The sequence below is a fragment of the Pseudomonas sp. LB-090624 genome (assembly GCF_003205205.1).
Taxonomy (GTDB): Bacteria; Pseudomonadota; Gammaproteobacteria; order Pseudomonadales; family Pseudomonadaceae; genus Aquipseudomonas.
The window spans coordinates 1-22,851 of sequence record NZ_QJRL01000020.1 but is presented as its reverse complement, the minus strand read 5'-3'; the positions used below and the strand labels follow the sequence as shown (position 1 = coordinate 22,851).

Below are 22,851 nucleotides of genomic sequence, written 5' to 3'. Positions count from 1 at the left end.
TGGCGGGTGCGATGGCGAGCAGTGTGCACAGGCGCGAAGTGATTGGCTGGATGGGCGTTGGGGCTTTGGCACCGTTGCTCGGCGCCTGCTCCGCATTCCCTGGCCAGCAAGGCGGCAATGCCAGCCTCGACCTGCTGTACGTGGCCGACACTCTGGATGCCCGTCAACCTGGCTTGGCTGTAGTGCCGGCTACACGCCTGGGGCCGGTCAGCCACCTGGGCCGCGCACCCTGGATGACCGGTAGCAGTGCCAGTACCGCCTACCCGCAGTTGGGGCCACTGCTCGATGCCAGTCAGGCAGCGTCTGCCCAGCTGGGCGGTTACGCGGTGTTGGCTGCATTATTGGAACAACTGCGCAGCGAGGCCGGCGCCGGTAACAGCCTGACCCTGGAAAACGGCCAGGGCTGGAACGGCAGTGGCCTGGCCTACCTGACCCAGGGCGAAAGCGGTGTTCAGGGCAGCCAACTGCTGGGCACCGAAGCGCGGGTCAGCAGCGACGAGCGTGTGCTGTGGCCGCAACGCAGCCCGGGGCTCTACCGTCAGGCCAGCGCCATTACCCTTGGTGCCGGTCTGGCGGACCAACAGCGCCAGGCTTTGGGCCTTGAAGCCATGCGCATCTACGAGCGCGGTGGTGCGCGAATTGCGGTCGTCGGTGTGACCGATCCCTATGCGCAAGATCAGAAAGCCTCCCTCAAACAGTGGTACCAGTCGCTGCAGCCGGTGTTCGAACAGGCCCGCCGCGAAGCCGACCTTGTGGTAGCCATGGCCGATGTCGGCACGGGGCCCGGCCTGTGGCTAGCGGAACGGGTGCCGCAAATCGATGTGCTGTTGTGCGCCCGTGGCCAGGACCTGTGGCCGGCCCCGGTCGAGGTCACCCAGGCCAGCGGCCGCAGCGTACCGGTACTGTTTGCCGGCTGCCGCGGCAGTGGTGCATTCCGCCTGCGCTGCCAGCGCGTGGCCGGGCTGTGGCGGTTCGACGGGCGTTTCTTCCCGGCCTTCGAGCAGCAACTGGCGCCTGCTGCACAGCTGCGGGTCGCGCCACTGCAGGCGCAACTGCGCCAGCAACGTGCCGGCCACGCCGCCTGGCTGGACCAGCCGCTGGCCCGCGCGCCCCAGGCTCTATGGCGCCGCGATACCCGGGGCGGCAGCTGGGACCGCCTGCTGCATCAAGCCTTGGCCGATGACAGCGGCATGCCCGTGCTGTTGCCAGGCCTACGCTATGACTACCCGCTACCGGCAGGGGCGCCCATTACTCGCGAGCACCTGATCAGCCTGACCGGAGGGTACCCGGCGCCGGTGGTCGAAGCCCCGGCCCGACAGGTCGAACAAGTGCTGGAGAACGCTGCCGAGCAACTGTTCGGCGACCCTCTGTTGCTGGACAACAGCCAGGACCTGCCGCGCTGGCAGGGCCAGGTCTGGCGCGTCAGCTATAGCCCGCAGGGCAAGCGGATCACCGGCCTGGAGCCGGTGCAGGGCCTGTGCCGCACCTTTGGCCTGCAATTCGAAACCCAGGCGGATGAGCCGCTGTGGCAGCGGGTGGAAGCCTGGCTTGCCCGGCAAGGGGCCGACTGGCAACTGCCGCCGCTGCAACTGCCCGAAGTGCGCTATGTGCAGGGGCATCCCGGCTGGCACCCTCGGCAGTTGGCTTCATGACAATCGCCCCGCGCCTGTTCACTGGCGCTTGTCTGACCCTGATCGGCTGGCTGGCTGCCCAATGCCTGCTGCAGGCGAGCGGCCAGCCACAACCGGCCACGGCGCCAGCGATTGCCGAAAGCCCTCTGCCTGGGCTGATGGTCGGCCACTGGCACGCACCCATCGACGATGGCGCCATCGTCATCACGCGCCTGCCGCTGCAATACCTTGGCGGCCTCAAGGCCCGGCCGCTGGCCTCCAGCGTGGTGGTGCTGCGCTATGGCGAACAGGTGCGCACCCTGGCCCGTGGCCAGCGCCTGGCGCCCGGGATTGTGCTGCAGGACATCGACAGCGATGGCCTGATTTTCAACAACCAGGGGCGGCGTGAGCGCCTGCCCTGGCCGCCACGCCCCGTCGTGACCGGCTTCAAGCGCCAAGGATGAACGATGCCTGTTAGATATTGCGTGGCGGCCGCGCTGAGCCTGGCCTTGTCCATGGCCTGCGCCGAAGAGCCGGTGTTCGATGACAACGGTACGCCGATGTACGAGGTGAATTTCGTCGACACCGAACTGGGTGAGTTCATCGACAGTGTGTCGCGCATCACCGGTACCAGCTTCATCGTCGACCCGCGGGTCAAGGGCAAGGTCACCGTGCGCACCGTCGACCTGCACGACGCCGACGCCATCTACGATATCTTCCTGGCCCAGCTACGCGCCCAGGGCTATGCCGCTGTAGACCTGCCCAATGGCAGTGTGAAGATCGTCCCCGACCAGGCTGCGCGCCTGGAGCCGGTGCCGGTGGAAACTACCGGCCAGCGGGGCGAGGGCAGCGACAGCGTGGCCACCCGGGTATTCAATGTGCGCAATGCTGCCAGCGAGCAGGTCCTGAGCATACTCAAGCCGCTGGTCGACCCGCGCGTGGGCGTGATCACGCCCTATCCGGCAGCGCACCAGCTGGTCGTCACCGACTGGCGAAGCAATCTTGAGCGTATCGCCAGCCTGCTTCGCCAGTTGGAGCGCCCCAGCGAGGCCGCCGGCAGCAGTACCCAGGTCATCTACTTGCGTCACGCCAATGCTGGCGAAGTGGTGAAAGTGCTGCGCGGCCTCAGTCAGGAGGGTGCGGTGCCCAGCGACGGCGCGGCGAATGCGGGTGCCGAAGGCCAGGGCAAAGAGCAGGCGCTGCCGGTTGCCAGTGATTCCGGTATCCGCCTGGAGTACGAAGAAGGCACCAACGCGGTAGTCATGGTCGGGCCCGACAGCGAGCTGGCGGCCTACCGCGCCATCGTCGAGCAGTTGGATATCCGTCGTGCCCAGGTGGTGGTGGAGGCGATCATTGCCGAGGTGTCGGACAGCAGCGCCCAGGAGCTGGGCGTGCAGTGGCTGTTCGCTGACGAGAAGTTCGGTGCCGGCATCGTCAACTTTGGCAGCAATGGGGTGAACATCGCCAACATCGCCGGGGCGGCTGCCAGCGGTGATAGCGAAGCGCTAGGCGACCTGCTGTCTAGCACCGCAGGCGCTACTGCAGGCATCGGTCATTTCGGCGGTGGTTTCAACTTCGCCATGCTGGTGAACGCGCTGAAGGGCAAAAGCGGCTTCAACCTGCTGTCCACGCCCACCTTGCTGACCCTGGACAATGCCGAGGCATCGATCCTGGTTGGCCAGGAAGTGCCCTTCGTCACCGGTTCCGTGACGCAGAACAACGCCAACCCGTACCAGACCATCGAACGCAAGGAAGTCGGGGTGAAGTTGCGCATCAAGCCGCAGATCAACGTCGATAACAGCGTGCGCCTGGATATCGTCCAGGAAGTGTCGTCGATTGCCGAATCCAGCGCTGCCAGCGACGTGATTACCAACAAGCGCGAGATCAAGACCAAAGTCATGGTCGAGGATAACGGCCTGGTCATCCTGGGGGGGCTCATCAGCGATGAGCTCAGCACCAGCAACCAGCGCGTGCCGTTGCTCGGGGATATTCCGTACCTGGGCCGGCTGTTCCGCTCCGACGCCAGCAAGAACACCAAGCAGAACCTGATGGTGTTCATCCGCCCGCGCATCCTGCGCGATGGGCCAAGCCTGGCTGGGCTCAGCGAAGACAAGTACCGTACCTTGCAGCAGACCACGCCGCTGCAACTGCCGGACCTGGCCGACGGCAAGCGGTTGCTGCAGGTGTTTCCTGCGAGCCGGGCGCGCCTGGAAGGCGGTAACTGGTGATGCTGCCTTATCGTTTGGCCCGCCAGAGCGGGGTGGCCATGGCCCCGGCAGCGCAGGGCTGGCAGCTGTGGCTGCGCCCCGACGCCGACAGTGCCCAGTTGCAGGAGCTGCTGCGTGTGCATGGCCAGCCGAGTGTCCTGGAATACCTGGAACCTGGGGTGTTCGACGAGCGCCTCGGCCAGCTGTACCAGGCCGGTGATGCCGCCACCGAAGCGCTGATCGAAGGCATCGGCGACCAGGTCGACCTGGATAGCCTGATGAGCGAGATGCCGCGCATCGAAGACCTGCTTGAAAGCGACGACGAAGCCCCGGTGATCCGCCTGATAAACGGCCTTTTCGGCCAGGCCCTGCGCCTGCGCGCCTCGGACATTCATATCGAAACCTTCGAGCAGAGCCTGGTGGTGCGCCTGCGGGTCGATGGCCACCTGCGCGAAGTGTTGCGCCCGCCGCGGGCGCTGTCAGCCATGCTGGTTTCGCGGATCAAGGTCATGGCGCGCCTGGATATCGCTGAAAAACGCCAACCGCAGGATGGCCGCATCACCTTGCGTGCGGCAGGCCGTGAAGTGGACGTGCGGGTCTCGACCCTGCCCGGCATTCATGGCGAGCGGGTGGTGATGCGCGTGCTCGACAAACAGGCCAGCCTGCTGACGCTGGCCAACCTGGGTATGCCGGCAGCGGTATTGCAGGGCCTGCGCGGTTGCCTGGCACGCCCCAACGGCATCGTGCTGTCCACCGGCCCGACCGGTTCGGGCAAGACCACGACCTTGTACGCCAGCCTCAACAGCCTCAACGATGGCAGCCGCAACATCCTCACTGTCGAGGACCCAGTGGAGTACGCCATCGCTGGCATTGGCCAGACCGCCATCAACCCCCGCGCCGGGCTGACCTTCGCCAGCGGCCTGCGCGCCATCCTGCGGCAGGACCCGGACGTGATCATGCTCGGTGAAATCCGCGACCAGGAAACTGCACAGATTGCCGTGCAGGCCAGCCTCACCGGCCACCTTGTGCTGTCTACCTTGCACACCAACAGCGCCGTGGGCGCAGTGACCCGCCTGCGCGACATGGGCATCGAACCGTTCCTGATCGCCTCGTGCCTGCGCGGCGTGCTGGCCCAGCGCCTGGTACGACGCTTGTGCAGGTGTGCCGTGGCGCAGCCGTTGCAACCTGCCGAGCGGCAGCTGTGGCCCGAACTGGCGGCGCTGGGTAGCAGCTACCATGCCGTCGGCTGCGAGCAGTGCCAGGGCAGCGGTTACGTCGGGCGCCTGGGCCTTTACGAGTTCATCGAACTGGATGCCGGCTTGATCGGCCTGCTGTACGACGGCGCCAGCGAGTTGGCCATGCAAGACCACCTGGCCGGGCGCAGGCAGAGCCTGGTGGCGATGGCCAGCGATTGCCTGGCGCGTGGCGAGACCAGCCTGGCCGAAGTGCTGCGCGTGGTGCAGGGCTAAGCCATGCCGACCTATCGCTACCAGGCTGTCGACCTCGCCGGCAAGCCCCACAAGGCCAGCCTGCAGGCCGACAGCGAACGCCATGCCCGCCAGCTGTTGCGCGAACAGGGCCTGTTCGCCCGCCAGCTGCAGCGCCACGAAGCTGGCAGCCGCCAGCCCCGGCGACAGCGCCTGAGCCGTGCCCAGCTGTGCGAGCTGACCCGCCAACTGGCCACCCTGACCGGGGCCGGCATCCCCTTGGTGGATGCCCTCGCCACCCTTGAGCGACAACTGCGTCAGCCTGCCTTGCACAGTGTGCTGGTGGCCCTGCGCGGCTCACTGGGCGAAGGCCTCGGCCTGGCTCGCAGCCTGGCCCGCCAGGGCGCACCGTTCAGCGGCCTGTACTGCGCGCTGGTCGAAGCCGGCGAGCGTTCCGGGCGCCTCGCCCAGGTGTTGACCCGCCTGGCCGATCACCTGGAGCAGGTGCAACGCCAACAACACAAGGCCCGCACCGCGCTGATCTACCCCACTGTGCTGATGGGCGTATCGCTGGCAGTGGTGATTGGCCTGATGACGTTCGTCGTGCCCAAACTCACCGAGCAATTCGCCCACGCCGGGCAAAGCCTGCCGCTGATCACCTCGTTGCTGATCGGCCTGAGCCAGGGGCTGGTGCACGCCGGGCCCTGGTTGCTGGGGTTGGTGTTGTTGCTCGGCGTACTGGGCGGCTGGCTGCTGCGCAAGCCGCACTGGTGCCTGCGCCGCGACCAGTGGCTGCTGCGCCTGCCGCGCATTGGCAGCCTGCTGCAGGTGCTTGAAAGCGCGCGCCTGGCGCGCAGCCTGGCGATTCTGAGCGGCAGCGGCGTGGCGCTGCTCGAAGCCTTGCAGGTGGCCACTGAAACCGTGGGTAACCGGCGTATCCGTCAGGCCATGGAGCAGGTGCGTCAGCAGGTGCAGGGCGGTACCAGCCTGCACCGTGCACTGGATGCCAGCCAGCAATTCCCGCCGCTGCTGGTGAACATGGTCGGCAGTGGCGAGGCCAGCGGCACCCTGGCCGACATGCTCGAGCGCGTGGCCGACGACCAGGAGCGTGGCTTTGCCCGCCAGGTGGATACCGCCATGGCGCTTTTCGAACCCCTGATGATCCTGGTGATGGGCGCCGTGGTGCTGTTCATCGTGCTGGCGGTGCTGTTGCCCATCATGCAACTCAACCAGGGCCTGCAACTGTGAAGACAAGGAGTATTGCCATGCAGCATCGACGCAACCGCCAGCGCGGTTTCACCCTCATGGAAATCATGGTGGTGATCTTCATCATCGGCCTGCTGATCGCCGTGGTCGCGCCCAGCGTGCTGGGCAACCAGGACAAGGCCATGAAGCAGAAGGTGATGGCCGACCTGGCCACGTTGGAGCAGGCGCTGGACATGTACCGTCTGGACAACCTGCGCTTCCCCAGCAGCGAACAGGGCCTGGCCGCGCTGGTGAAAAAGCCTGCGCAGGAGCCGCTGCCACGGGCCTGGCGCAGCGACGGCTACGTGCGCCGCCTGCCGCAAGACCCGTGGGGTACCCCGTACCAGTACCGCATGCCCGGTGAGCATGGCCGGGTCGATGTGTACTCGCTGGGTGCCGATGGCCTGCCGGGTGGTGAAGGCCAGGATGCCGACCTGGGTAACTGGGAGCTGTAACGGTGCAGCGTCAGCGCGGTTTCAGCCTGATCGAACTGCTGGTGGTACTGGCCATTGCCGGGCTGATGACCGGGCTGGCGGTGGCCGGCCTCGGCAACGGCCAGGCCAGTGTCGAGCAGGCCCTGCAACGGCTGGCGGCCGAGGTCCGCGGGCAGGCCGCGCTGGCCCGGCATGCCGGGCAATTGCGCGGGCTGCGCTGGAATGGCCAACGCCCGGAGTTCGTCCGCCGCGAGGGCAATGCCTGGGTGGTCGAAGCGGTCTCGCTCGGCGATTGGCCAAAGGACCTGCACCCGGACTGGCCGGCCAGCTCTCAACCGCGCGTGCTGTTCACGCCGCATGGCTGGGCGCAGGCGGGTAGCGTGCGCTGGCACTGGGCCGATGGCAGCCAGCAATGGGCCTGGAATCGCGCCGATGGCATGCGGGTGGTGCCATGAAGCAAGCACAGCGTGGCTTCACCCTGCTGGAGGTGACCGTAGCCCTGGCCATCGCTGCCGTGCTGGCGGTGATCACCAGCCAGGTGCTGCGCCAGCGCTTGGCCGTGCAGGGCAATGTGCAACAGCATCGCCTTGGCCTGCTGTGCGCGCGCGAACTGCAAACCCGCTTTGCCGTCGAGCAGTACTGGCCGGCTCAAAACCAAACAGCTGGTGAGCTCAGCCAGGGCGGCCAGTTGTGCCACTGGCAGCTGCAACTGCGCCGTACCGGCGTACGCGACTTGCGCCGTGGCGAACTACTGTTGTTCGCCGACCGCGACCAGCGCTCGCCGCTGGGCCAGTACACCGTGTTTCTGGAGCGCCCATGATTCACAGAAATCATGAAGCCTTCAGCGTCCCTGTGGGCGCGGGCACGCCCGCTTCCGCAGAGGTCCATTTCCATCAGCAGCGCAGAGGCCAGCCCACCAAACACCGCCAAACCGGCCTGACCCTGATCGAACTGATGGTCGCCCTGGCCCTGACCGCCATACTCGGCATCATGCTCGCCGCGCTGGTCAATGGCTGGCTCAAGGTCCGCGAGCGCCTGCAAGCCACCCCACAGCACACCTCGGTCCTGGACTTTTGCCTGGCCCTGGAGCGCCGCCTCGACAGCCCGGTACTGCGCCGCATCTACGACCAGCGCCTGCCGCTGGCCAGCCACTGGCTGGACTGGCAACCCGCCAGCAACCAGTTGCTGTGGGTCGCCAGCACCGGCCTGCCAGAAGCCGAAGGTGGTGCGCGCCTGCAACGCCAGCGTCTGCGTTTCGAGGCCCGCGAGCAGCGCCTGATGCTGGAAAGCTCGGCCGACCTGTACGCCGCCGCTGCCCCCCGTTGGGTACTGCGCGATCGGCTCGACCGGGTCAGCGCCATGAATGTCCTGTATTACCAGGGTGGCCGCTGGCTGGCCTGGCCTTCTGACCAACCAGCGCACCCGGGGCGTGGCGTGCGCCTGGAGCTGCAGCGTGATGGAGCACCCTATGTCTGCACTTTCGCCCTCCCGTGGGGGCGCTCATGAAGTTTGAATGGCGGCGACGTACGCCAGCACTTCCGTGGCTGTTGCTGCGCCCGGGCCCGGTCTGGCAGTGGGCGCTGGTCGACGGTGGCATCGTGCAAGGCGAGGGCCAGGGCCAGCCGCCGGCCAACCTGCTGGCGCGTGCTGCATTGATCCTGCCTGCCGAAGCCTGCAGCCATTTCCGTGTCCAGGCCCCGCCCGGGCTCAAGCGCGAGGAGTGGCCGTTGTTGCTCGAAGACCGTTTGTTGCAGCCCATCAACGAAGTGGCTTGCGCCTGCCTGGCGCGTGAACCTGGCCACCTTCGGCTATTGGTGGTGGCCCGTGAGCAACTGGCTGCATGGCACGCGCAATGTGCCGCATGGGGCGTGCAGGTCGAGCGTTGTTGGGCGCAGCTGCAGCTGCTGCCTGCGCCGTCGGCGGGTAGTGCCTGGCATTGGCAGCGCCCGCCCGCCATGACCCTGTTCAAAGGCGTGCTCGAGGACGGGCAGGAGCACTGGCTGGCCTGGCCGGTGGCGCTGGGTAGCTTACTGCCGCAACCCTTGGCAGCATTGACAAAGCTGCCGTTGAGCGGCGACTGGCCAAGTACCTTGGCAGCGCTCGATTCAATGCCAGGTCTGTTCGAGCGCGCCCGCAACAGGCGCACGTTGCCGGTGGTCTCCCGGCAGCATCAACGCCTGCTCGCAGTTTGCCTGGTGCTGGCTACGGTATGGGGCGGTGTGTGGTTGAGCCAGCAATGGCGCCAGGCGCATCTGTGGCGTAGCCAGGTCATTGCCGTGACCGGCGAGCAGGCCAGCCCACGGCATGCCGCACAGGTTCTCAGGCGCTTGCGCGAAAGCGAACTGCAACAGCAGTTGCGCACGCGTCAGCTGGAGGATCTGCAAACCCGCCTGCAGGCCTGGCTGCGGGACAACCCCGGCTGGCAGCTGCGAGCGGTGCGGTTTGATGGCCAACGTTGGCATGTGCGCCTTGAAGGCGAGGGCAGCACGCCGCCATGGCAGGACATGGCGACCGCGGCAGGCACCACGGTGCAGGTTCAAGCGGGCCAAGTGATCTTCGACCTGGGGGCCGCTTCATGAACCGCGATGGGTTACAGCGCCACCGCCTGACGCTCGCCTGGGCAATCATCGCCCTGTTGCTGGCCTTCCTGGCCCTGCGCGCAGGCCTCACCCAATGGCGCGAGCTCAGCCAGTGGCGCGTGCTTGCCGAACAGGCCGCCAGCCTGCAAGGCGGCCCGGGGCTGAATCTGGAGCGGCTACGCCAGTCGGCCCAGGCGCGGCAGATCGAACTGGACGAAGTCGATGCGCAGGGCAAGGCTTGGCAATTGGGTGGACAGGTGGCTGATGAGCGCGTGCTGCAAGGTTGGTTGCAGAGCCTGCGTGCAGAAGGCGCGAAGCCGCTGGAATGGGGGCTGGAGCAGGGGGGTAAGGGCTTGCGCTTCGATCTGGTGGTGCAGCCATGAGCCGCCGGGGGATGGCGTGGAGTGTGCTGGTATTCGTGCTGACGCTGCTGGTCGAGCTTCCGGCCGATTGGGTGGCACGTGCGTTCGGCCTGCCAGCGCGCGATGTCATTGGCAGCCTTTGGCAAGGCCAGGCGCAACAGTTGGGTCCCGTGGGGCCATTGCGTTGGACGCTGCAGCCTTGGCGCTTACAGGCAAATGCGCAGCTGGGCTTTCAGGGCCAGGCCTGGCAGTTGCGAGCCGAAGGCTGGCCATGGCGTTGGCGACTGGAGGCCTCAGCCGTGGGCGCTCAGGCGACAGTACTGACGGACTACCGGCTGGCGGGGCAGTGGCAAGGGACACTGCGGGTACAGGGGGCAGGGCGTGAATGCCGCTCCAGTGAAGGCCGTGTCACGGTTACCGACCTGGCCCTGAGCAAGCCCTGGTCACTTGGCCTGGGGCAGGGGTGGCTGGAAATGGACTGCCACAGCGGCTGGCGCCTGCGCGGGCAACTGGTGCAGCAGGGCCAGCATCAACTGGCCCTGGATGCCGACCTGCCAGGGAACCGGGCACAGGTGGCGTTTGCGCTGCAGCCGGAGGCAGCGCTGACACCATTGCTGCGCGGGGTGCAGTGGCTAGGGCCGCAGGCGCTGAGCGGGCAGCGAGACCTTCGCTGGTAGGCAAGGGCGCTCCTGCTGGGACGCGGCGTCTGGATCAGTCCTTTCTCTTACTCACACTCGACGCCCACTGCTCGCTACGGCTGTGCCCGCTGGTCCTCAAGAACCCCAGGTCCAGCGCATTTTCCCCGTCTGCCGCACCTTTGCCCTTGGCCATTTCGGCAATAGCGGTGCCCAGGTCTACCGGTGAATTGGACGCATCGAGCGACACGTCCCGACGATAGTCATTGCCGCTTAGGGTTTCCTGGGCCACCGAGTGGGCGTCGAGCGCCACGTTACCCTTGGCAGACTGCAAGCGTGCGGCCAGCAGATGGGCGCTACCACCGACTTGCAGGTCGATTCCGTCGCTGCCTTTCAAGGTGGCTTGCCGGCCCACGCTGTCGCGCTGTACGTGCGATACGTCGAGGCTGAAGGTTGGCGACAACCCAGGGTCTGCCTTGCCCAGGGCGGAGCCCGCCTTTTGCTCGACCTTGCTCCCCAAGGGGCGGGCCACTGCGGTGGCCGCGTTGATGTAGCCCTGTGGGTTTTTCTCCTGGCTCAGCCGGGCATCGCCTTTCACGCTCAGGCTGTCGACGCTGTCTTTGAGGCTGGCGATGCGCAGGTCGCCATCGATCGTACCGCCAATATGCCCGGCTTCGAGGGTGGCACCTTCAATGAGGGTATCGCCGCGGCTTTGCAGGTCGATGCTGTCGGCGCGCAGGTTGCTGGCGTTCCAGGTAAGGTTGTCGCGTTTGTCTAGCTCCACCTTGAGGCGGCCATGCAGGCCGCGAGTGTCGAGCGCTCCCTTGGCCATGTCGAAACCGGCCCCGGCGCTGATGTCGAGGTTGTCGCGACGTTCCTGGTTGGAGGAAGCCTTCACCAGCATCCCCCCGCTCGTCGCGTCCAGGGCTATCCGTTCGGCGGAGGCCTGCAGGCCTTCGAGGTGCAGGGCGATATCCTCGCGGGCGCTGCTGCTCAAGGTGAGCTTGCCAGTGCTGGCAAACTGGGTATCTAACGACTGGCGGGTATCTTCGTCCTGCTTGCCTTTGCTGAAGTGGCCGCCAATGGCACCGCCCTTGGTACTGCCGGCTTTGGCCGCCAGCTCCAGGCCGCCGCCCAGGCTCGCACCCGTGGCTTGCTGGGTGTTGCTGGCCGGCTTGACCAGCAGCCGGCCGCCGCTTTGCACCTGGATTTCGGCGACTTTCTCCTGGAGGCTGCCAATGCGGGTGCCTTCTAGTGACAGGTCGCCTCCGCTGGTCAATTCTACCTGGCCCTTGGCGTCGATCTGGGCCACCTGTGCGTTGCTCTGCCTGCTCTGCTTCTGGTCGTGGTCGAGGTAGCCACGGCCGTCGACCCCAGTGCTGCCCGGGCGGTTGCCGACTTTAACCCAGGCATTGCCCTCAAGCTGCCCCGACTGCTGTCCGGCATGATCGGTTGCCTGTGGTAACGCCAGCGAACCGGCGCTGTGCATGACCACGCTACCGTCGCCGCCATTGATGCGTGCCCCTTCGTAACGCCCATCGCTGCCCAGCTGTACCTGGATGCCCTGTTGCCCATACAGGCTGCCGGGTACGGCGGTGCTGGCGTTGTCCTGTTTGTTCAGCGAGCCGCCTTTGCCGGCAGCGCGTACATTCAGGTCCTCGCCGGTGCTGGTATCCAGGCGCGCGTCGCCACCATAGGCCAGGCGTTGCACGGTACTTTCCTGGGTATTCGCGGCGGCCTGCATCTGGTGTTGCTGCGCCGCGACCTGCAAGGTCCCGGCGCTGGCCCGCCAGGCCGTACCTTGGTCGGCAATGGTGTCTGCCTTGACCTCGACCGAGGCCCCGGACAACTCACTGACCTGGGCAAAACCACGGCGCTGGTTTTCCAGGCGCTTGAGATGCTCCACGGTCATGTCGGCACCCACGCTGGGCGGCGCCATGGCGTCTTCAGGTGAGGCTTGCTGGAAGCGTGGGGCTTCCTCGCCCAGTACCAGGCGTTCGATCGGGCGGGTCAGGTCACGGTACTCGACACTGGCGCCCAGGCTGCCAGCCCAGTCGTTACGCTGTTGTTCACGTTCCCGGGTATCCAGCACGGCGCGGTTGTCGATGCTTTTGGCGGTCAATTGCAGGGCGTTGCCGGCATTTACGCGCGCCGCTTCGGTCACCAGGTGTTCGCTGTGCAGCTTGAGGTCGCCGCTAGCCTGTAATTCGCTGCGCTGCACGTTGCTGTCGCGTTCGTGCGTCACCTCGCGGTTGTGGTGGCCTTCGAACAGGCTACCGAGCCGGTCGATGCCGCCCGTCACGGTCAGCCCGCCACCACTCTGGGTGGCACTGGTGCTGGTGTCGCGGTCGTTACGGGTAGCGCCCAGCGTCACCTGCTGCGCCTGCACGTCGAGGTCGCCTGCGCTGGCCTTCACCGAGGCGCCGTTGACCTCTAACCGAGCCCCGCTGCTCAGGCCCACCGATGCGCCCTTGAGCTCACTGGCGACCTGGCTGGTGGTCCGTTGCTCGGCAGTGCTGGTGGCCACCTCATACGCAACGCCGGCCGCATACTGGCGTGACTCTGGCTTACCATCCTCGGCTTCCTGGGTTTGCCTGGCACTGGCGGTGAAGCCGCGCTGCTGTTCGCGGGTTTCGCGTGCTTCGACCACTTGCGTGCTGGCAATCTGCAGGTCGCCCTTGGCCTCGACCTGCAGATGCCCGCCAGCAGCGACCTTGGCACCGTGGATGCGCATTTCTTCGGCGCTGGCCAAACGCAGGTTGGTGGCCGAGCTGACGTCGCTGACCAGCACCTGCTGTTCGCGGTCCGTACTTTCGCGTTGCTTGCCGATCAGGCCGAACAACTTGCTGTCACTCGTGCGCTCGGTGGAGGTGCTGCTGCCGTGGTCTGCCTCGATGGCCAGCGACCCTTTCGTGCTGTAGAGCACCGCGTCCCGCTGGCCGTGCAAGGTACTGCCTTTGATGGCGACCTGATCGGCTGTGACGGTGAGCTTGCCAACGCTGGTGACACTGCTGCCGGAGACAGTTTGGCCATCGGTGTCGTTGCCCTTGCGGTCGCCGAAGAAGGTGCCGGATACCAGGTCGCCACGGTAGTTGCGCCGGGTGGCCTTCTCTTGCAAGGCGGTAGTGCCGATGTCTGCCTGCTTGGCATCGATGGTCAGGTCGCCGCGACTGTGCAGGGTGCTGCCTTGTACGTTGAGGGTCGCATTGGTCTTGACGACCATCTCCTGGGCGTCGAGCCGGCTGCCTTGTGCCGTCTCCTTGTACTGTTCGCTATCGCTGTCCCCGCGCCACAAGTTCTTGCGGTGGCGTATCTGCTCTTCGATGCGTTGGTTGTCTATGCCCGCGACAATGTCCAGGTTGGCGCCGCTGTCGAGTGTCAGCGTACCCTCGGTCTTGATCTCGGCCGCCTTGAGCTGCATGTCGGCACCTGCTTGCAGCCGAATATCACCGGTGCCCTGCAAATGCGTGCCGCGTTGTTGGCGCTCGGTGGTCGTGCGGTCGCGGCTGTAGGTTTCGTTGGTGATGAACAGGAACTTCTTGCTCCAGCTGTCCCGCTCCTGTGCGATGTGCTCGCGGGTATCGGCGTCCAGGGTCAGCTTCTTGCCGGCTTTCACGGTGATGCTTGAGGCCTTGCCATCGACGGTGCCGAGCGTCAGTTCAGTGGCTGCTGTGAGGGCCAGTGCACCGCTCTCGCTGCGCAATTCGGCGGGGTTGTCGACCTTGCCGCTGACATGCAGGGCCCCGGCAGACTGGATGTCGATGCCTTCGGTGCCCAGCACCTGTGAAGCCCCGACGCGCACGCCGGCACCTTCGCCAGTGCTTAGTACACGGATACGCCCGGCGCGCATTGCGCCGAACAGGCTCGCGTCGATGCTCGAAGGAGTGCCGGGCAAGTGTTCGACAATTTCGTCGCTGGTGCGGTCGATGCGGTTGCGGCCGACGGTGATGTCGAGTGCCTTGCCGGCCATGAGCAGGCCTTTGCTGTCCACGCGCGGCGCGATCAGCTCAAGGGCTCCCTGGGAATTGTTCTGGCCGCGCTCAAGTACCTGCAGAGTGCCGCTGGCATTGAGCGTGTCGAGGTACTTGAGTTGCTGCGCTTCCAACTCTGGGGTGCCCACCACGAAGCCGGCGCGGGTGGTGTTGATGAAGCTGCCGCCGTTGAGGGTGATGCCGTTGGGGTTGGCCAGGATGTAGTCTGCCGGTCGGCCGAAGATTTCTTGCGGCCCTTCGATCAGCGAGGCGTTGCGGCTAATCACCTCGTTGAGGATGGTCGAGGCGGCCTGGCCCTGGAACTGCGGGTTGGCCGCCAGGGCACCAGCCAGCTCCGACTGCCCGGCCTGGATGGCATTGTTCAGCACCACGCCGGGCCTGCCGACGTTGTAGTCGAGGAACTGGTTGTGCGACAGCCCGCTGGCGTTGGGTGGCACGATGTCGATCACGGGTACCCCGTGGCCGTTGTTGATGATGGGCGTGCCGCCTGGGCCGCTGGTGGCTTCCAGGCCGCCTTGGGCGATTGCGGTGCTGGACCCCAGCAGGGCGAGGAAGATGGCCCAGCGCAAGGTATCCGGGCGGATGGACGGTGACTGCGAGAGTGTCTGCATGTTCTCGTTCTCTTTGTTGTGGGTGAATCAAATGCTCAGGGTCCACTCCATCACCCAGAAGCCGGGCTCCAGCTGCGGGCGGGGCAGGTCACTGGTGTACAGGGCGCGTTGGTAATCGAGGCGCAGGCGGCTACCGGGCAGGCTCAGTTCGACCCCGGCAGCGGCCCCGGCCAAGCGCTGCGATGGCTTGCCGTGGGCAGTACGGGTCCAGCCCAGGTCAAGGCCGACGTAGGGGCGTACCTGCAACGGTTGATTCCAGGTCGGAGGTAGCGGCTGGCTAAGGGTGTTGCGCCACACGGCGCTGCTGGCGCCGGAGTAGGTGCGCAGGCGAAAACCACGCACGGTCGAATCGTCACTGACCAGCAATTGCTCGACGGCCGGCAGCGGGTCGCTGCTGTACTGCAGGCCCAGTTCGCTCTGCCAGCGCCAAGGGTCAGGGGCTGGGCCCTGGCGCAGGTGCAGCAGGTTGGCGCGGTACTTGCGAAAGTCCGGGCGCAGGCGTTCTGCCCCCAGTGGCGAGCGGTCGGCGCCGAAAGCGTCGACGCCTTGGGCGACGCCGAAGTAGCCATTCCATAAGCCACCGTCGAGCCACAGCAGGTTGATACCGGCTTCCACCGAGGCCAGGGTCGGGCTCTGCTGGACCACGACGGCACCCGCGCTGCGGTTGATCAGTTGCTTGCGGTCCAGCCGCACGCTGGCGCTGAGCATGCCTTGCTGGTTGCGCCAGAGTACCCGCTCGACGCTCAGGCCCTGGTAGCTGCTGGTGCCGTCGGCGGCCTTGTCGCTGTGGGGCAGGGGGGCCTGGTAGCGCAGCTGGCTGGCGCTGAGGGCGAAGGTCCAGGCACCGTAGGGGATGCTGTAGTACAGCGAGAGACCTTGGCTTTGGCCGGGGGCGTCGAACACGGTGCTGGTCAGCGACAGGCGCAAGTCATCGTTTAGCGACAGTGGGCTGTCCAGGCCGAGGCCCAGGGTCAGGCGATGGCGACCGGTCAGGTCGCTGCCGCGGTTGTCGAGGCGGCTGTCGAGGTGCCAGCGTGAAGCCACCTTACGCGGCTGCAGCACGACCCGGGTGCCGCCCTGCAGCTCGCCCGGCGACAAGTCGGCGCTCAGGTCGTAGGCGCGCAGGCGGTTGAGCTGGTCGAGGCCTTGTTCCAGGTCTGGCAGGTACAGCGGTTGCCCGAGCAGGCCGGGAAAGGCGCCGGACAGTGACAGAGGCAGGTCGGGGCCCGCCAGTTCGATGGATTCGACGAAGCCTTCGACCACGATGATGTCCAGCGGCGCACCATCCTGTGGCGGTTGCCGCAGGTACGGCCGGCTCGTGGGGTAGCCCGCTTGCACGTAACGCTGGGTAATGGCCTTGAGCAGCTGGTTGATGTCGGTGATGCCCACGCAGGTAGGGGGCAGCCTGCCCAGGGTGGACGCCAGCAGTGGGGTCGCAAGCTGGTGGTTGCCTGCCACGCGCACGCCTTCGATGCCCCAGCAGCGGGCGTCGGGCGCAGTCGGGGCGGCGGTGTCGACGCTTTCGGTTGGGGAGGGTTCGCGCTGCCAGCGCTCCAGCCGTTGCTGCTGCTCCAGTTGCCGCAGGTCTTGCTGTTGATCGCGCAGTTGCTGGCTGGCCGGGTCGGCAGCCTGCGCCGGGAGAATGGGCTGTATCCCCGGCAGGCAGCAGGCCAACAGCCAACCGGCGATGTGGCGAATCGGGTACGGCATGAAGCACCCCGCAAATAGGTACGGATTACGTACTTGTCTGCGTGGATGCTAAAAAAACAGGCACTCCCCTGGATGCAGGATGCGGCTTAAGCGGCTGTCAGGCGGGTTCTCGCAATGGTGAGGGACGTTTCCTACAAAGTCTGTTGCAACGCTCTATATCAAGGCCGAATCTCGATCAGTGTCCCGTCCCGCACCAGGTCCCACACTTCCTGCATGTCGCGGTTGCGCATGGCAATGCACCCGTCCGTCCAGTCCAGGGTATGGAAGTACCACTCCGGGTATTCATCGTTGATCGGCGTGCCGTGGATCATGATCATGCTGCCGGCACTCACCCCTTCGCGGGTAGCCCGGGCCGCATCGCTGATGTTGGGGTAGTTGATGTGCATGGCCAAGTTGAAACGGTCGCTCTGTTTGCGCCAGTCGAGCCAGTACAACCCCTCTGGGGTCTTCTTGTCGCCCTCGCGCTCCTTGGCGCCCTTGGGCTGCTTGCCCAGCGAGATACGGTAGGTTTTCAGTGGCTCGCCACGGCTGATCAGCTGCAGGCGGCGCTCGGACTTGATCACCAGTACCTTGTCGATCAACGGCTGCATAGCCTGCTGTGAAGGCGACTGGGTTTGCGCTGCCGGCACGGGCTTGCGGACGATGGTCTCGGTGAAGGCCGCCTGGGACACCGAGGTAACGCAAAGGCAGAAAAGGGCTAGCAACCAGCGCATGTAACGGTATCCCTGAAGGCTTTTAGGTGTTGGGCGAAACGGTCATCGGCGGCAGGTATTCATGGCCTATGGGGTAGTGCTGCCCGATGCGGTCGCGATAGTAGCATTCTAGTGTGCGCGCGACCGTGCGGAAAGCCAGCTCGCCCCACGGTATCTCATGTTCCTCGAACAATCGCACTTCCAGGCTTTCGATACCCACGGCGAAGTCCAGGTCCGCCAGTTCGGCGCGGAAGAACACGTGCACCTGGTTGATGTGCGGCAGATCGAACAGCTGGTACAGGCTGGCTTGCCCGACACGGGCGCAGGCTTCCTCGACGGTTTCGCGACGGGCTGCCTGGTCGAGCGTTTCGCCGTTCTCCATGAACCCGGCGGGCAGTGTCCAGAAACCGCGGCGTGGCTCGATGGCGCGGCGGCACAGCAGCACCTGGCTACCCCAGGTAGGCAGCACACCGGCGACGATGTTGGGGTTCTGGTAGTGAATGGTCTGGCAAGACTCGCAAACATACCGCAGGCGGCTGTCGCCTTCGGGGATCCGCTGGGTGACCGGCTGGCCGCACGCGCTGCAGAATTTCATGTGGCGCTCCTTTTGTTCAGGGCTATCTTGGCGCGGCCGCAGGGTTGCCGCAAGCGCAGGGGCTTGGGTGCTTGGCGGCTTTGGTGCATCATGCAAGGCAGGCCTTGGATACGAGCGTGCGCAATGCTGGACGAGCTACTTCGCCGAATGAGCAATCACCAACCCGCGTCACTGGAAACCGACCGACGGTTCCCTGAAGCGGCGGTCCTCTTGCCCATTACCCGCAGCGAAGCGCCCGAACTGGTGTTGACCTTGCGTGCCAAAGGGCTGTCCACCCACGGTGGCGAAGTGGCTTTTCCCGGTGGTCGCCGTGACCCGGAAGACCCGGACCTGATATTCACTGCCCTGCGCGAGGCCGAGGAGGAAATCGGCCTGCCGCCTGGCCTGGTCGAGGTGATCGGCCCGCTCAGCCCACTCATTTCGCTGCATGGCCTGAAAGTGACGCCATTCGTCGGGGTTATCCCCGACTTCGTCGAATACCGCGCCAACGACGCCGAAATCGCGGCAGTATTCACCGTGCCGCTGGAATTCTTCCGCCAGGACCCGCGTGATCATACCCATCGTATCGATTACCAGGGGCGCAGTTGGTATGTGCCCAGTTATCGCTATGGCGAATACAAGATCTGGGGGTTGTCGGCGATCATGATCGTTGAGTTGGTCAACCTGCTGTTCGATGCTGGCATCAGCCTGCACCAACCCCCTGAGCGTTACATCGAGAAATGAGCGGGGCCAACCCCGCCTTCTGCGTCGCAGCCTGAGGAGCAAGCATGAAATACCGCCTGGGCGACCTGCGGGTCGAGAGCCACCCCACCAGTTGGGCCGCACCGAACGCCACACTGATCGGCAATGTGCGCCTGCAGGCCAATGCCAGCGTGTGGTTTGGCGCGGTGCTGCGCGGGGACAATGAGCTGATCGACATCGGCGAAGGCAGCAACGTGCAGGATGGCACGGTCATGCATACCGACATGGGCTCGCCGCTGACCCTGGGCAAGGGGGTAACGGTAGGTCACAACGCCATGTTGCATGGCTGCGAGGTGGGCGACTACAGCCTGGTTGGTATCAATGCGGTGATCCTCAATGGCGCGCGTATCGGCAAGCACTGCATCATCGGCGCCAACGCGCTGATTGCCGAAGGCAAGGAAATCCCCGACGGTTCGCTAGTGATGGGCTCGCCCGGCAAGGTGGTGCGCGAGCTGACCGAGCAGCAGAAACGCATGCTGGAAGCCAGCGCTGCACATTACGTGCACAATGCCCAGCGTTATGCCCAAGAGTTGGTGGTTGATGATGAGTGATGTAGCAGAGCGGCCGGTGGCATCGCCATGCGTGAGCATTTGCGCGCTGGACGAGCAGGATATCTGCACCGGCTGCCAGCGTACCGTGGCCGAGATTGGCCGCTGGGGGCGGATGGACAACGATGAGCGCCGGGCGGTGCTCAAGCGTTGCCATGAACGGGCAGTAGAGGCCGGCCTGATCCTTTAGGCCGGGTTGTCCCCTGTGGGAGCGGGTTTACCCGCGAACGGCCCAGCGGTAATCTGTACGGCTTGCCCACAGACTACCCGCCATGTTCTATCTGATTGCCTATATCAGCAGCGTAGTGCTGATCAACTACGCCTTTTCCAGCGCCCCGCACCTGGACATCATCTGGTCCGCCTGGGGCGGCCTGGTGTTCATCCTGCGCGACATGGTCCAGACCCGTTTCGGCCATGGTGCCCTGGTTGCCATGCTGGTGGCGTTGGTGCTGTCCTATGTCACCTCGGAGCCGGCCATCGCCCTGGCCAGTGCCACCGCGTTCTTCATTTCCGAGCTTATAGACTGGCTGGTGTTCAGCATTACCCGCCGGCCGCTGCGCGATCGCCTGTGGCTGAGCTCGGCGCTGAGCATTCCGGTGGATACCTTCATCTTCTTTGGCATGATCGGCGCACTGACCCCAGTGGTGATCGGCACCGCCATGGCCTCGAAGTTTGCAGGCGTCACCGCCGTGTGGCTAGCCATGGCATTTCGCGCCCGGCGGGCCGCCGTGGCCGGTTGATGGTGTAGAATAGCGGTCCTTTTTCAGCGGGCCGCGCCAAGCCTGGCGCGGCCCCGGATGCCTTCGAGGACCTGAAATGACCCGAATCGGAACCCCCTTGTCGCCCAGCGCGACCCGTGTACTGCTGTGCGGCTGTGGCGAGCTGGGCAAGGAAGTGGTGATCGAGCTGCAGCGCCTGGGCGTCGAGGTGATCGCCGTCGACCGCTACGCCAATGCCCCGGCCATGCAGGTTGCGCACCGCAGCCATGTGGTCAACATGCTCGATGGCGTGGCCCTGCGTGCCGTGATCGAGGCCGAGAAGCCGCACTATATCGTTCCGGAAATCGAAGCCATCGCCACGGCCACCCTGGTCGAGCTGGAAAACGAAGGCTTCAACGTGGTACCGACTGCCCGCGCCACTCAGCTGACCATGAACCGCGAAGGCATCCGCCGTCTGGCCGCCGAGGAGCTTGAGCTACCAACCTCGCCCTACCACTTTGCCGACACTTACGAAGACTTCGCCAAGGGCGTGGCCGATGTCGGCTACCCGTGTGTGGTCAAGCCGGTAATGAGCTCGTCGGGCAAGGGCCAGAGCCTGCTGCGCAGCGATGCCGACCTGCAGAAGGCGTGGGACTATGCCCAGGAAGGCGGCCGCGCCGGCAAGGGCCGGGTGATCGTCGAGGGTTTCATCGACTTCGAGTACGAAATCACCCTGCTGACTGTGCGTCACGTTGGCGGCACCACGTTCCTCGAGCCGGTTGGCCACCGCCAGGAAAAGGGCGACTATCAGGAGTCGTGGCAGCCACAGGCCATGAGCCCGAAGGCGCTGGCCGAGTCGCAGCGCGTGGCCAAGGCGGTCACCGATGCCTTGGGCGGTCGCGGCCTGTTTGGCGTAGAGTTGTTCGTCAAGGGCGACCAGGTGTGGTTCAGCGAAGTGTCGCCGCGCCCGCATGACACAGGTCTGGTGACCCTGATTTCCCAGGACCTGTCGCAGTTTGCCCTGCATGCCCGCGCCATTCTTGGCCTGCCGATCCCGGTGGTGCGCCAGTTCGGGCCGTCCGCTTCGGCCGTGATCCTGCCAGAAGGGCAGTCGCAACAGACCCGCTTCGCCAACCTCGGTGCGGCGCTGAGCGAGCCGGATACAGCCATCCGCCTGTTCGGCAAGCCGGAAATCAACGGTACCCGCCGCATGGGCGTGTGCCTGGCGCGTGACGAGTCGGTCGAACTGGCGCGGGCCAAGGCGACTCGTGCAGCGCAGGCGGTCAAGGTCGAGTTCTGATCCGATAGTGCTGGGGCCGCAAAGCGGCCCCAGTGGTTTACAGCGTGGTATTGCGTGTCTCTTTCAGGCACAGCACAGCAATCAGGCTGATCACCGCCGCCGCCGACACATAACCCCCCACCCAGCTCAGCCCACCCATGCTCACCAGCTTCTGGGCAAAGAACGGTGCTGCCGAGGCGCCAACGATGCCGCCCAGGTTATACGCCGCAGAGGCACCGGTGTAACGCACGTGAGTCGGGAACAGCTCTGGCAGCAATGCCCCCATCGGCGCAAAAGTCACGCCCATCAGGAACAGCTCGATGGCCAAGAACAGCGCCACGCCAGCGGTCGAGCCCGAGGTCAGCAGCGGCTCCATGGCGAAGCCCGAAGCCACCGCCAGCAGACCACCGACGATCAGCACCGGTTTGCGCCCGTAACGGTCGCTGAGCCAGGCCGACAGCGGCGTGGCCAAGGCCATGAACACCACCGCGAAGCACAGCAGGCCAAGGAACGTCTCGCGGCTGTAGCCCAGTGTGGTCACGCCGTAACTCAGCGAGAATACCGTCGAGATGTAGAACAGCGCATAGCACACCACCATCGCCGCAGCGCCCAGCAGGGTAGGGCGCCAGTGCTTGGCGAACAGGTCAACCACTGGCATTTTCACTCGTTCCTGGCGGGCGACCGCCTTGGCGAACACCGGGCTTTCTTCAAGTTTCAGGCGCACATACAGCCCCACCAGTACCAGCGCAGCACTGAGCAGGAAGGGAATACGCCAGCCCCAGTCGCGGAACTGCTCGTCGCTCAATGTCATGGCCAGGGTCAGGAACAGGCCGTTGGCCGCCAAAAAGCCAATCGAAGGGCCCAACTGCGGGAACATGCCGAACCAGGCGCGCTTGCCTTCCGGCGCGTTTTCGGTGGCCAGCAGCGCCGCGCCGCCCCACTCGCCGCCCAGGCCCAGGCCTTGGCCGAAGCGCAACAGGCAAAGAATGATCGGGGCCCATACGCCAATGCTGTCATAGCCCGGCAGTACGCCAATGGCGGTGGTGGACACGCCCATCAGCAGCAGCGAAGCGACAAGGGTCGACTTGCGACCGATACGGTCGCCAAAGTGGCCGAACAACGCCGAGCCCAGCGGCCGGGCGAGGAAGGCGATACCAAAGGTAAGGAAGGCCGCTAGCATCTGTGCGGTACCCGACCCGGACGGGAAGAACACCGGGCCGATCACCAGGGCGGCGGCGGTGGCGTAGACGTAGAAATCGTAGAACTCGATGGCGGTGCCGATGAAGCTGGCAGTGGCTACCCGGGCAGGTGAGTTCACCGGCGCGGCAGGCGCCTCGGCATAGGTGCTGCTTGTCATTAAGTAGGTCCCTGACAGTCTGGTCCGGCCCCATGGGCTTGGCCTGCGACGGCATGCATGCAACAGGGCAGGCACGGCTGCGCGGGCGCCGGAGCGTTTTGTTGTTGTGTGCGCCTGACTGACGATAGC

General features: G+C 65.6%; 22 protein-coding genes. 17 read left to right on the top strand and 5 right to left on the bottom strand.

Going from position 1 to position 22,851, the window contains the following annotated elements:
• Window positions 1–11: 11 nt before the first annotated feature.
• From DMX11_RS17870 to DMX11_RS17815, 12 genes are read left to right on the top strand one after another with little or no spacing between them, the layout of a single operon-like run.
• Window positions 12–1,652 (top strand): lipoprotein UxpA, encoded by a 1,641-nt coding sequence (locus tag DMX11_RS17870; RefSeq protein ID WP_110745708.1) that lies wholly within the window; start codon window positions 12–14, stop codon window positions 1,650–1,652.
• Window positions 1,649–2,074, top strand: coding sequence for a pilus assembly protein PilZ (locus DMX11_RS17865; protein ID WP_110745707.1), 426 nt, complete (start codon window positions 1,649–1,651; stop codon window positions 2,072–2,074). Before DMX11_RS17870 ends, DMX11_RS17865 begins: the two co-directional genes overlap by 4 nt.
• Before the next feature lie 3 nt (window positions 2,075–2,077).
• On the top strand, window positions 2,078–3,838 hold the full coding sequence (gene gspD / locus DMX11_RS17860; RefSeq protein ID WP_177410760.1) for a type II secretion system secretin GspD: 1,761 nt from the start codon (window positions 2,078–2,080) through the stop codon (window positions 3,836–3,838).
• A complete protein-coding gene (locus DMX11_RS17855) occupies window positions 3,838–5,286 on the top strand; it encodes a GspE/PulE family protein (protein ID WP_110745705.1) in 1,449 nt (482 codons plus the stop codon). Before gspD ends, DMX11_RS17855 begins: the two co-directional genes overlap by 1 nt.
• Window positions 5,287–5,289: 3 nt before the next feature.
• Complete coding sequence (gene gspF / locus DMX11_RS17850) at window positions 5,290–6,492, top strand: type II secretion system inner membrane protein GspF (RefSeq protein WP_110745704.1); 1,203 nt, start codon at window positions 5,290–5,292, stop codon at window positions 6,490–6,492.
• 17 nt (window positions 6,493–6,509) lie between these two features.
• A complete protein-coding gene (gene gspG, locus DMX11_RS17845; RefSeq protein ID WP_110745703.1) occupies window positions 6,510–6,944 on the top strand; it encodes a type II secretion system major pseudopilin GspG in 435 nt (144 codons plus the stop codon).
• A gap of 2 nt (window positions 6,945–6,946) precedes the next feature.
• Window positions 6,947–7,378: a type II secretion system minor pseudopilin GspH gene (gspH, locus tag DMX11_RS17840; RefSeq protein WP_110745702.1), complete on the top strand. Its 432-nt coding sequence runs from the start codon at window positions 6,947–6,949 to the stop codon at window positions 7,376–7,378.
• Entirely contained in the window at window positions 7,375–7,743 is a 369-nt protein-coding gene (locus DMX11_RS17835) for a type II secretion system protein GspI (RefSeq protein ID WP_110745701.1), read from the top strand. Before gspH ends, DMX11_RS17835 begins: the two co-directional genes overlap by 4 nt.
• Window positions 7,740–8,429, top strand: a complete 690-nt coding sequence (locus DMX11_RS17830; RefSeq protein ID WP_158286179.1) for a prepilin-type N-terminal cleavage/methylation domain-containing protein — start codon at window positions 7,740–7,742, stop codon at window positions 8,427–8,429. Before DMX11_RS17835 ends, DMX11_RS17830 begins: the two co-directional genes overlap by 4 nt.
• A complete protein-coding gene (locus DMX11_RS17825; protein WP_110745773.1) occupies window positions 8,426–9,502 on the top strand; it encodes a GspL/Epsl periplasmic domain-containing protein in 1,077 nt (358 codons plus the stop codon). Before DMX11_RS17830 ends, DMX11_RS17825 begins: the two co-directional genes overlap by 4 nt.
• Entirely contained in the window at window positions 9,499–9,885 is a 387-nt protein-coding gene (gspM, locus tag DMX11_RS17820; RefSeq protein ID WP_110745700.1) for a type II secretion system protein GspM, read from the top strand. The genes DMX11_RS17825 and gspM overlap by 4 nt, the downstream gene beginning before the upstream one ends.
• Window positions 9,882–10,541 (top strand): general secretion pathway protein GspN, encoded by a 660-nt coding sequence (locus tag DMX11_RS17815; protein ID WP_110745699.1) that lies wholly within the window; start codon window positions 9,882–9,884, stop codon window positions 10,539–10,541. Before gspM ends, DMX11_RS17815 begins: the two co-directional genes overlap by 4 nt.
• Window positions 10,542–10,575: 34 nt before the next feature.
• Here the strand turns inward: DMX11_RS17815 and DMX11_RS17810 are convergent, their stop codons facing one another.
• From DMX11_RS17810 to DMX11_RS17795, 4 genes are all read right to left on the bottom strand, one after another.
• Window positions 10,576–15,102, bottom strand: coding sequence for a hemagglutinin repeat-containing protein (locus tag DMX11_RS17810; RefSeq protein ID WP_110745698.1), 4,527 nt, complete (start codon window positions 15,100–15,102; stop codon window positions 10,576–10,578).
• 27 nt (window positions 15,103–15,129) lie between these two features.
• The gene (locus tag DMX11_RS17805; RefSeq protein WP_110745697.1) at window positions 15,130–16,812 is read right to left on the bottom strand and encodes a ShlB/FhaC/HecB family hemolysin secretion/activation protein; all 1,683 of its coding nucleotides are present in this window, start codon (window positions 16,810–16,812) and stop codon (window positions 15,130–15,132) included.
• Window positions 16,813–16,970: 158 nt separating this feature from the next.
• A complete protein-coding gene (locus tag DMX11_RS17800; protein ID WP_110745696.1) occupies window positions 16,971–17,525 on the bottom strand; it encodes a murein L,D-transpeptidase family protein in 555 nt (184 codons plus the stop codon).
• 22 nt (window positions 17,526–17,547) lie between these two features.
• Window positions 17,548–18,099 carry an NUDIX hydrolase gene (locus DMX11_RS17795; RefSeq protein ID WP_110745695.1) on the bottom strand — a complete coding sequence of 184 codons (552 nt, stop codon included), beginning with the start codon at window positions 18,097–18,099 and terminating at the stop codon, window positions 17,548–17,550.
• A 123-nt stretch (window positions 18,100–18,222) separates the two neighbouring features.
• Here DMX11_RS17795 and DMX11_RS17790 point away from each other — a divergent pair, with 123 nt between their 5' ends.
• The 5 genes from DMX11_RS17790 (at window position 18,223) to purT (ending at window position 21,386) form a co-directional block, all read left to right on the top strand.
• The gene (locus tag DMX11_RS17790) at window positions 18,223–18,822 is read left to right on the top strand and encodes a CoA pyrophosphatase (RefSeq protein ID WP_110745694.1); all 600 of its coding nucleotides are present in this window, start codon (window positions 18,223–18,225) and stop codon (window positions 18,820–18,822) included.
• Window positions 18,823–18,866: 44 nt separating this feature from the next.
• Window positions 18,867–19,391: a gamma carbonic anhydrase family protein gene (locus tag DMX11_RS17785; RefSeq protein ID WP_110745693.1), complete on the top strand. Its 525-nt coding sequence runs from the start codon at window positions 18,867–18,869 to the stop codon at window positions 19,389–19,391.
• Window positions 19,381–19,578 (top strand): DUF1289 domain-containing protein, encoded by a 198-nt coding sequence (locus DMX11_RS17780; RefSeq protein ID WP_110745692.1) that lies wholly within the window; start codon window positions 19,381–19,383, stop codon window positions 19,576–19,578. The genes DMX11_RS17785 and DMX11_RS17780 overlap by 11 nt, the downstream gene beginning before the upstream one ends.
• Before the next feature lie 82 nt (window positions 19,579–19,660).
• Window positions 19,661–20,128 carry a VUT family protein gene (locus DMX11_RS17775; protein WP_085624172.1) on the top strand — a complete coding sequence of 156 codons (468 nt, stop codon included), beginning with the start codon at window positions 19,661–19,663 and terminating at the stop codon, window positions 20,126–20,128.
• A gap of 76 nt (window positions 20,129–20,204) precedes the next feature.
• Window positions 20,205–21,386 (top strand): formate-dependent phosphoribosylglycinamide formyltransferase, encoded by a 1,182-nt coding sequence (gene purT, locus DMX11_RS17770; protein WP_110745691.1) that lies wholly within the window; start codon window positions 20,205–20,207, stop codon window positions 21,384–21,386.
• A 37-nt stretch (window positions 21,387–21,423) separates the two neighbouring features.
• Here purT and DMX11_RS17765 read toward each other — a convergent pair whose 3' ends face one another.
• A complete protein-coding gene (locus DMX11_RS17765; RefSeq protein WP_110745690.1) occupies window positions 21,424–22,722 on the bottom strand; it encodes an MFS transporter in 1,299 nt (432 codons plus the stop codon).
• Window positions 22,723–22,851: the final 129 nt, after the last annotated feature.